This window comes from Sphingomonas sp. GlSt437 (assembly GCF_048015635.2).
In the GTDB taxonomy this organism is placed as follows: Bacteria; Pseudomonadota; Alphaproteobacteria; order Sphingomonadales; family Sphingomonadaceae; genus Sphingomonas.
This window is the reverse complement of sequence record NZ_JBPGYA010000001.1, coordinates 1,908,680-1,917,613: the sequence shown is the minus strand read 5'-3', so window position 1 is coordinate 1,917,613 and position 8,934 is coordinate 1,908,680. Positions and strand designations below refer to the sequence as shown.

The 8,934-nt window shown below is 66.2% G+C and carries 7 protein-coding genes; 3 read left to right on the top strand and 4 right to left on the bottom strand.

What is annotated here, in order from left to right; genetic code table 11:
* Window positions 1-131: 131 nt before the first annotated feature.
* Complete coding sequence (locus tag ACLB0R_RS09535; protein ID WP_416643014.1) at window positions 132-965, bottom strand: HpcH/HpaI aldolase/citrate lyase family protein; 834 nt, start codon at window positions 963-965, stop codon at window positions 132-134.
* A gap of 137 nt (window positions 966-1,102) precedes the next feature.
* On the opposite strand from ACLB0R_RS09535, the gene ACLB0R_RS09530 reads away from it, so the two are divergent.
* A complete protein-coding gene (locus ACLB0R_RS09530; RefSeq protein ID WP_416643013.1) occupies window positions 1,103-3,241 on the top strand; it encodes a TonB-dependent receptor in 2,139 nt (712 codons plus the stop codon).
* Window positions 3,242-3,407: 166 nt separating this feature from the next.
* Here ACLB0R_RS09530 and galE read toward each other — a convergent pair whose 3' ends face one another.
* The gene (galE, locus tag ACLB0R_RS09525) at window positions 3,408-4,409 is read right to left on the bottom strand and encodes a UDP-glucose 4-epimerase GalE (RefSeq protein ID WP_416643064.1); all 1,002 of its coding nucleotides are present in this window, start codon (window positions 4,407-4,409) and stop codon (window positions 3,408-3,410) included.
* A 100-nt stretch (window positions 4,410-4,509) separates the two neighbouring features.
* On the opposite strand from galE, the gene msrA reads away from it, so the two are divergent.
* Complete coding sequence (gene msrA, locus ACLB0R_RS09520; RefSeq protein WP_416643012.1) at window positions 4,510-5,055, top strand: peptide-methionine (S)-S-oxide reductase MsrA; 546 nt, start codon at window positions 4,510-4,512, stop codon at window positions 5,053-5,055.
* A gap of 159 nt (window positions 5,056-5,214) precedes the next feature.
* Here msrA and ACLB0R_RS09515 read toward each other — a convergent pair whose 3' ends face one another.
* Window positions 5,215-6,207 carry an L-threonylcarbamoyladenylate synthase gene (locus ACLB0R_RS09515; RefSeq protein ID WP_416643011.1) on the bottom strand — a complete coding sequence of 331 codons (993 nt, stop codon included), beginning with the start codon at window positions 6,205-6,207 and terminating at the stop codon, window positions 5,215-5,217.
* A 50-nt stretch (window positions 6,208-6,257) separates the two neighbouring features.
* Here ACLB0R_RS09515 and ACLB0R_RS09510 point away from each other — a divergent pair, with 50 nt between their 5' ends.
* Window positions 6,258-7,979: an acyl-CoA dehydrogenase gene (locus ACLB0R_RS09510; RefSeq protein ID WP_416643010.1), complete on the top strand. Its 1,722-nt coding sequence runs from the start codon at window positions 6,258-6,260 to the stop codon at window positions 7,977-7,979.
* 185 nt (window positions 7,980-8,164) lie between these two features.
* Here ACLB0R_RS09510 and ACLB0R_RS09505 read toward each other — a convergent pair whose 3' ends face one another.
* Window positions 8,165-8,914, bottom strand: coding sequence for a sulfite exporter TauE/SafE family protein (locus ACLB0R_RS09505; RefSeq protein WP_416643009.1), 750 nt, complete (start codon window positions 8,912-8,914; stop codon window positions 8,165-8,167).
* Window positions 8,915-8,934 lie beyond the last annotated feature (20 nt).

The window sequence follows — 8,934 nt, the reverse complement described above, 5'->3', positions numbered from 1 at the left end:
ACCCGACAAGATTCGAACTTGTGGCCTCTGCCTTCGGAGGGCAGCGCTCTATCCAGCTGAGCTACGGGTGCGTGGCGTTCGCTTAGCCCGCCGGTGTGCCGCTGGTCAACGGGCGAGACTGGGCGTGGGCCTTACTCTGCTTGTGCCAGCACGCGGCGCGCGGCTTTCAGATGCGGGGCATCGACCATTTTGCCGTCGAGGCTGAGCGCGCCGGCGCCGGGGTTGGCCTCGAACAACGCGACCACGCGGCGGGCGTGAGCGATCTCGGCGTCGCTCGGGCTGAAGGCGGCGTTGATGACGGGCACTTGCGCGGGGTGGATCGCCATCATGCCGGTGAAGCCGTCGCGCCCCCCGCGCGCGGCATAAGCGGCGAGGCCGCCGAGGTCACGGAACTCGGGATAGACCGTCTCGATCGCCGGCACGCCGGCCGCATGCGCCCCGAACAAGGTGAGCGCGCGGGCAACGTCATAAGGCGGGGTGTAGCGGCCATCGGCTTCGCGCGATGACGTGGCGCCGATCGCAGCGGGTAAATCCTCCGCGCCCCAGGTCAGGCCGCAGAGCCTTGTCGTCACCCCGCCATAGCTGCCGAGGCCAAAGATCGCCGCCGGCGTTTCAGTCGCGATCGGCAGGATCATCGTATCGCCGGTCAGCATCGCGTCGAGCTGGCGGAGCGAGGCGGCGCCCTCCGCTTTGGGCAGCACGATGCCATCCGGCCGCGCCGGCAGCACCACGGCAAGATCGGTGGCGATGAGACCGCTGTCGAGCGGATTGACGCGCACGAACACGATAACGCGCCGCTCGCCCGTCAGGAAATCCGCCACCGCCGCTCGCGCCGTCGCCTTCGCGTCGGCCGCGACCGCATCTTCCAGGTCAAGAATCAGCGCGTCGGCGCCCGATGCGACCGCCTTTTCCATTCGATCGGGCCGGTTGCCGGGCACGAACAGCAAGGATCTAAGGCGCGTCATTCATCTCTCCGCAAGCTATGCTCGGCCAAGGGCTAGCACGGCTAACCTGCCCGATCCACGCGGTGGGTCGATCTTGAGATATTATCACATCACCTGTATTCGTGCCGGATACGTACCGTTCGGAGTTGCCCCACACCATGACGAAGACCCTGCTTCTCTCGACCGTGGCACTTGCGCTCGCCGCGCCGCTAGCGGCGCACGCTCAGGATGTAGCGCCCGCTGCAGCCGATACAGACCAGGACGGCGGAGCAAAGAAGCAGAAGGAAATCGTCGTCACGGGCCATCTCGACAAGGCACGCGCTTCGATCCAGCCGAGCCTGGGGGCGACCACCTACACGATTTCCAACGAAGCGATTCAGGAGCTGCCCGGCGGCGACAACCAGCAGCTCAACCAGATTTTGCTGCAGCTACCCGGCGTGACGCAGGACGGTTTCGGCCAGTTCCACGTCCGTGATGACCATAACAACCTGCAATATCGCATCAACGGCACGATCCTGCCTGAGGGGATCGCGGTGTTCGGCCAGACGCTGAGCCCCCGCCTGGTCGACCGCTTCGATCTGCGCACCGGCGCGCTGCCCGCGCAATATGGCCTGCGCACTGCGGGCATTATCGACATCACCACCAAGAGCGGCTTTCAGAATGGCGGCCGCGTCGATGTTTACGGCGGCAGCCACGACACGATCACGCCGAGCTTCGAATATGGCGGGTCGGGCGGCAGCACCAATTATTTCGTCACCGGTAGCTATCGCCACACCAATCTGGGGATTGAGGCAGTCGATGCCGGGCAGACACCGGTCCACGACAAGTCCGATCAATATCAGGCCTTCGCCTATCTCGATCACACGCTGGGCGAGGGCGACCGGGTGTCGTTCATTGGCGGCTATTCGGACCAGACGTTCCAGATCCCCGATCCGCGCGGGCTTCACCCGACCAACGGCTATAATGTCGGCGGCGTCACCGATTATCTGTCAGACAATCTCAATGAGCGCCAGCACGAGCAGACCGCCTTCGGCATTGGCAGCTTCCTGCACGATGCCGGGCCGCTGACGCTGCAGGCCTCGGTCTTTGTCCGCTACTCGCAGCTGCGCTACACCCCTGATGTAACCGGCGAGCTGTTGTTCAACGGCATTGCCCAGAAAGCGTTGAAGCGAGACTTCACCTTTGGCGGCCAGATCGAGGGCGCTTATCGCCTCAGCACCGCGCACACGCTGCGCGCCGGCGTGATCGTAAATCGCGATCGCAGCAACAGCCGCACGACCAGCCAGGTTTTCCCGGTCGACGCGCTTGGCAACCAGACCGGCCAGCCGATCACCATCCCCGACAATTACGCCGCGACCGAAACCACCTACAGCGCCTATCTGCAGGACGAGTGGAAGCCCTGGGCGCCGCTCACCATCAATTTCGGCGGCCGGTTCGATCGCTATGAGGGCTTTCGGTCGGAGCAGCAATTCAGCCCGCGCGTAAACGCCGTGCTCCAGCCCGGCGGCGGGCTGACGCTGCATGCCGGCTATGCGCGCTATTTCTCGCCCGCGCCCTTCGCCAATGTCGCGGCGACCAGCGTGTTGCTGTTCCGCGGCACCAGCGCGCAGGCGCCGGGCGACGACGGCGTCAACCCGCCGCTCGCCACCGTGCCGTTCGCTGAGCGGCAGGATTATTTTGATGTGGGATTGGAGCAGAAGCTCGGCTTTTTCACGATCGGTATCGATGCTTATCATCGCCGCTCGCGCAATCTGGTCGATGAAGGCCAGTTCGGTGCACCGATCATCCTGACGCCGTTCAATTACGCGCATGGCCGCATCGACGGCATTGAGGGCACGATCAATTACCAACACGGCCCGCTCGTCGCTTATGCCAACCTCGCCTGGGCCAAGGCGAAGGGCGAGGGCATCGTCTCGGGCCAGTTCAACTTCAACCCTGCCGACTTCGCCTATATCGCCAACCACTTCATCTATCTCGATCATGACCAGACCTGGACGGCCTCGGGCGGTGTTTCCTACCGCATCGGCGCGTCGAGCCATGTCGGCGGCACGGTGATCTATGGCTCCGGGCTGCGGCGCGCGGGCGCTGTGCCCAATGGCGACAAGCTGCCGCCCTATGCCGTCGTCAACCTGACCGCGAGCCACGAGTTCAAGGAGGCCGGCCTCGAAGTCCGCGTCGACGTCAACAACGTGCTCGACAAGGTCTATGAGATCCGCGACGGCTCGGGCGTCGGCGTCGGCGCACCGCAGTTCGGGGCGCGGCGCGGGCTGTTCTTCGGGGTGAGCAAGAGCTTCTAGGGCGGCGCGGGGCTCTCGATCCCCACTGATCTACACCAGCTTCCCCGGCGAAGGCCGGGGCCCAGCCCCGTAAGTAACCTGCGCGGTAGCGCAGGGCGCGCTCCCGCGCGCGTCTTAGATCAGGACTGGGCCCCGGCCTTCGCCGGGGAAGCGCTGATGAAGGAAATTAGCGGCCCGTCCGCTCGCCCAGCTTGCGCTCCCAGGCCAGTGCGTCCGTCACGATGCGGTCGAGGTCGTCATAAGCGGGGCGCCAGGGCAGCGTCGCCAGGATGCGGCTGTTGTCGGCGACCAGCGCATCGGGATCGCCCGCGCGGCGGCCTTCGTAGCGGCGCTCGATCTTGACGTTCGTCACCCGGTCGACGGCGTCCAAGACCTGATTGACCGAATAACCCTTGCCATAGCCTGCGTTCATCGTGTGGCTCGTGCCCGGATCGGCGATCAGCAATTCCAGCGCGTGGACATGCGCAGCGGCGAGATCGCTGACATGGATGTAATCGCGCACCCCGGTGCCGTCCGCCGTCGCGAAATCGGTGCCGAACACGCTCACCCCGTCGCGCTTGCCCGTCGCCGCCTCGACCGCGACCTTGATGAGGTGCGTGGCGCCAGCGGTCGACTGGCCCGAGCGGCCGTGCGGATCGGCACCCGCCACGTTGAAATAGCGCAGCGCCGCATAGTTGATCGGGTGCGCCGCGGCGACATCCTTCAGCATGATCTCGGTCATCAGCTTCGACATGCCATAGGGATTGATCGGCCGCGTCGCGCTGTCTTCGCCGATCGGTACGGTATCGGGTATCCCATAAGTCGCGGCGGTGGAAGAAAAGATGAAATGCTTCACGCCCGATGCCACCGCGCTTTCGATCAGCGATCGGCTCGCGGCGGTGTTGTTGCGATAATATTTGAGCGGGTCACTGACCGATTCCGGCACCACCACCGATCCGGCAAAATGCATCACCGCAACCACATTATGCTCGCGCATGGTGCGTCGGACGACCTCGTCATCGGCGATATTGGCCTGGACCAAAGTCGCGCGCGGGTCGACCGCCCAGGCAAAGCCCGTCACTAGATTGTCGACGACGACGACCGGCCAGCCCGCGTCCGCCAGTGCCAGCACGGCATGGCTGCCGATATAGCCCGCGCCGCCTGTCACCAGCACCGCACCCTTTTGCATCATCCGCGCTCCGCATCGCTCATAAGCCGCGCTAATGCCGATTGTGTGGCGCGCCGTCGAGCCTATCTATGGCGGGTAACAATCTTCAGGAGTTTCGATAATGGCGAGCGAAACGGCGATTTTTGCCGGCGGCTGCTTCTGGTGCACTGAGGCGGTGTATAACGACGTGATCGGCGTGGAAGGCGTCGAGAGCGGCTATATCGGCGGATCGGTGGCGAACCCGACCTACAAGCAGGTGTGCGGCGGCAATACCGGCCATGCCGAGGCGATCCGCATCACTTATGATCCCGCGCAGATCAGCTATGGCGACCTGCTCGACATCTTCTTCGCGACGCACGACCCGACGACGCTCAACCGCCAGGGCAATGATGTCGGCACGCAATATCGCTCGGCGATCTTCCCCCTCTCACCCGAGCAGGACGCCGCCGCGCGCGAAGGCATCACACGCGCCCAGGCCGATTGGCCGGCACCGATCGTGACGACGATCGAGCCCGCCTCGACCTGGTATCCGGCCGAGGATTATCACCAGCAATATTGGGAAGGCGAAGGCCAGCGTAACCCCTATTGCCTGGCGGTCATCCCGCCCAAGATCAACAAGCTGCGCAAGAGCTTCGCGGCGCGGTCAAAGGCGGCGGTGGGGGCTTGAGGGCCAAGCGCTATCAGAACAAACGCCAAATTGGTTATTGAGCCAACAATATCCGGTAAATTCCTGCCGTGATCCCGGCCTTGAGCCGGGATCCCGCTTCTTTTCGACGACGGCAAAGGCAGCGGGACCCCGGGTCAAGCCCGGGGTGACGGCCTTCGCTCAGCCTTGGTCACCCCAATACGCCGCCCTTCTCAGCCGGTCGTTGATCGCCTCGCCGATGCCGTCGATCGGCACCGGGGCGATCGCGATGCGGGGTTTCTCGCTCGCATCCGCCCGGTGGAGCGCGTCGAACAGGCGGGCGGCGGCTTCTTCCAGATCGCCGGTCGCCGACAGCGTGTCGTCGCCCGGCGTCGGGCCGAAGCCGATCATATATTCGTCTGCCGCCGCGCGCGGCGCGCCGATGCGCAGCGGCTTCCTTGGCGCGTAATGCGTCAGGATCTGGCCCGGCGCCTCGATCTTGTCGGGCGCGTCCTCGCCCAGGTCGAAGCGCTCGATCCGGCCGGTCGGATCGGCGAGCGCGCGCAGCACCTGATCCGTCGTTATCGGGCCATGACGCAGGATGCGCGTCGTGCCGAATGCCTCGCGCACGATGGTCGATTCGATACCCTTCAGCGTCGGCCCATCATCGATGACGAGCGGGATGCGCCCGCCTAAGGACTGCACGACATGCGCCGCGCGGGTCGGGCTGATCGAGCCCGACGCATTGGCCGATGGCGCCGCCAGCGGACGCCCGGTCGCTTTCAACAGCGCGCGCATCGCCCGGTGCATCGGCACGCGGATCGCGACCGTCTCCAGCCCCGCGGTCACCAAGGACGCGATCGGCGCGCTGCTGCGCATCGGCAGCACCAAGGTCAGCGGGCCGGGCCAGAAAGCATGGGCGAGCAGCTCGGCGCGGTGATCGAACGCCGCCAGCGCGCGCGCGGCGGCGATATCGGGCACATGCACGATCAGCGGGTTGAAGCTCGGCCGCCCCTTGGCGGCATAGATGCGCGCCACCGCCGCGCCATCGGTCGCATCCGCCGCCAGGCCATAGACCGTCTCGGTCGGCACCGCGACCATGCCGCCCGCCAAGATTTCCTTTGCCGCCCGCGCGATAGCGGCGCGGCCATAGGGCAGGATTTGGGTCGGCACCTCGGGATTTGGCGTCATCATCACCCGGCGCTATAGCGCGGCCGTTCTTGCGACAAGAGAGGATCGCCGCCGTGCCGTTTGCCGCCGCCATTGCCGACCAGCGTTTCGTGCTCGACCATATCGTCCGAGTGGCCGAGCTCGGCGCGACCGAACGCTTTGCCAATGCGAGCCATGACGTGATCGATGCGGTGCTGGAAGGCGTCGGCGCGTTCGCGGCCGGCGAGTGGGAGCCGCTGCGCCGCGTGGGCGACACCGTCGGTGCGAAATGGACGGAAGCTGGCGTCGTCATGCCCGCCGGCTATGCGCAAGCCTACCAGGCCTATGTCGAAGGCGGCTGGGGCACGATCGGCGTGCCGGAGGCGTTCGGCGGCCAGGGCATGCCGTTCGCCATCCAGACCGCAGTGCTCGATACGCTCGGCACCGCCAATATGGGCTTTGCACTATGCCCGACGCTGACCGTCGGCGCGATCGAGGCGCTTGGCCATCACGGCTCGCCTGAGCAGCAGGCGCTCTATTTGCCGCACCTCGCGACCGGCGCGTGGACGGGGACGATGAACCTGACCGAGCCGCAGGCCGGCTCCGATGTCGGTGCCGTCCGCGCCAAGGCCGAGCCGCGCGCCGATGGCAAGTGGTCGATCTCGGGGCAGAAAATCTACATCTCGTTCGGCGACCACGACATGGCCGAGAATATCGTCCACCTCGTCCTAGCTCGCACGCCCGATGCGCCGCCGGGAACCAAGGGCTTGTCGCTGTTCCTCGTCCCCAAATGCCGGCTCGATGCCGAGGGCAAGCCGGGCGCGTTCAACGATGTTCGCGTCGTCTCGATCGAGCACAAGATGGGCCTGCACGCCTCGCCGACTTGCGTCCTCTCGTTCGGTGATAATGGCGAGTGCGTCGGCGAGCTGATCGGGCCGGAGCTCGGCGGCATGCGCGCGATGTTCACGATGATGAACAACGCGCGGCTGAATGTCGGCCTGCAGGGCGTGCAGATTGCGGAGGCGGCGACGCAGATCGCAGTCGGGTACGCGCGCGACCGCATCCAGTCGGCCCGCGCGGGAGGCGGGCGCGAGCCGGTCGCGATCATCGAGCATCCCGATGTCCGCCGCATGCTGATGCGGATGAAAGCGCAGACCCAGGCCGCGCGGGCGCTCGTGTACCTTGCTGCAGGCGAGGTCGATCGGGCGGCGCTGGGCTTCGAGGGCGCGCAACAGCGGCTCGATCTGTTCACCCCACTCGCCAAGGCGCACGGCACCGATCTCGGCAATGAAGTCGCTAGCCTGGCGGTGCAGGTGCATGGCGGCATGGGCTATATCGAGGAAACCGGCGTCGCCCAATTCTTCCGCGATGCGCGCATCACGCCGATCTATGAAGGCACCAACGGCATCCAGGCAGCGGACCTGGTCGGCCGCAAGCTCAGCATGGACAATGGCGGCGTCGTGCTGCGGCATCTGGCCGAGATGCGCGGCGATACCCGCGATGCGGGCCTGAGCGCGCTGATCGATGCCTGCGAGGAGGTGGCGCGGCGGCTGCTGACGGTGGAGGTCGATGATCGCCTGGCGGCGAGCTATCCATTTCTGACGATGCTGTCGGTCGCGACCTGCGGCTGGCTGATGGAGCGGATGGGCCGCATCGCGGCGAGCGCCGAGGGCGACCCGGAGTTCCTCAAGATGAAGCAGGCAACCGCGCGCTTCTATGTCGAGCAGATCGTGCCCGAAGCGCTGGGGCTGAAAGCGGCGGCGATGGCCCCGGCAGACGTGCTCTACGCGTTGGCGCCCGAGGCATTCGCGGCGTAGCGGCCCTCAATCCTCCCCCGCCAGGGGGAGGGGGACCAGCGAAGCTGGTGGAGGGGTAGGACGCCCAACGGCACGAGCGACTTCCTCCCCCTCCGTCATGCTGCGCATGCCACCTCCCCCAATGGGGGAGGAGTTTGGGTGTGCGCCGCCGCTCTAAGCCCCTCCCTTCCAGGAAGGGGCGCACCTCACCCATAAACCCGGACAAAAAACACCACGGTCGTCACTGCCGTCACCCCTAGCGTCCACGCCCGCACCACCCCGGCGGGCAGCCGTTTGCCGATATGCGTGCCCGCCCAGCCGCCGAGAATCGCCCCCACCAGCATCGGCAGGCACGCCCACCAGCGCACCAGCCCGCTGCCCACGAACACCAGCGCCGCTGCCAGATTGGCGATCGCCAGCATCAGCGTGCGCGGCGCAAACAGCGCGCGGGGGGAGACGTTGGCGAGCAGGCCATAGACCGCCGTCGTCATCAAACCGACGCCGCCGCCGAAATAGCCGCCATAAATGCCGAGCACGCCTTGCGCCGCCATCAGCGTCGGGCGACCGATCGTCACCCGGTCATGCAGCCACGCCGCCGCGCGCTTGCCGAATGCAATCACCAGAAACGCGATCAGCAGCAGCCAGGGAATGATGAAATCGAACGTCCGGCTCGGCGTCAGCACCAGCAACACGCTACCCGCCAGCCCGCCGACAAAGGTGATGACGCTCAGCGTCCTGATGCCCACCCCACCGATCGGCGCCAGCTCGTCGCGAAACCCCCAGGCGCTGGTCGCAGCACCAGGCAGCAGCGCGACATTCGAGGTCGCGTTGGCGGCATTGGCAGGCAGACCGACAAAGATCAGCGCCGGCAGCGTCGCGAACGTGCCGCCCCCCGCCAGCGCGTTCATCGTCCCGCCGATGAAGCCGGCGAGGAGGGGGAGGAAAGTGAGGATCATCATCCGCCCCTTGCCCGCCC

Bases quoted from the DNA above. Each gene is read 5' to 3' on its own strand.
- ACLB0R_RS09535 (WP_416643014.1), bottom strand. From the start codon at position 965: ATGACGCGCCTTAGATCCTTGCTGTTCGTGCCCGGCAACCGGCCCGAT.
- ACLB0R_RS09530 (WP_416643013.1), top strand. From the start codon at position 1,103: ATGACGAAGACCCTGCTTCTCTCGACCGTGGCACTTGCGCTCGCCGCG.
- galE (WP_416643064.1), bottom strand. From the start codon at position 4,409: ATGCAAAAGGGTGCGGTGCTGGTGACAGGCGGCGCGGGCTATATCGGC.
- ACLB0R_RS09505 (WP_416643009.1), bottom strand. From the start codon at position 8,914: ATGATCCTCACTTTCCTCCCCCTCCTCGCCGGCTTCATCGGCGGGACG.
- ACLB0R_RS09515 (WP_416643011.1), bottom strand. From the start codon at position 6,207: ATGATGACGCCAAATCCCGAGGTGCCGACCCAAATCCTGCCCTATGGC.
- msrA (WP_416643012.1), top strand. From the start codon at position 4,510: ATGGCGAGCGAAACGGCGATTTTTGCCGGCGGCTGCTTCTGGTGCACT.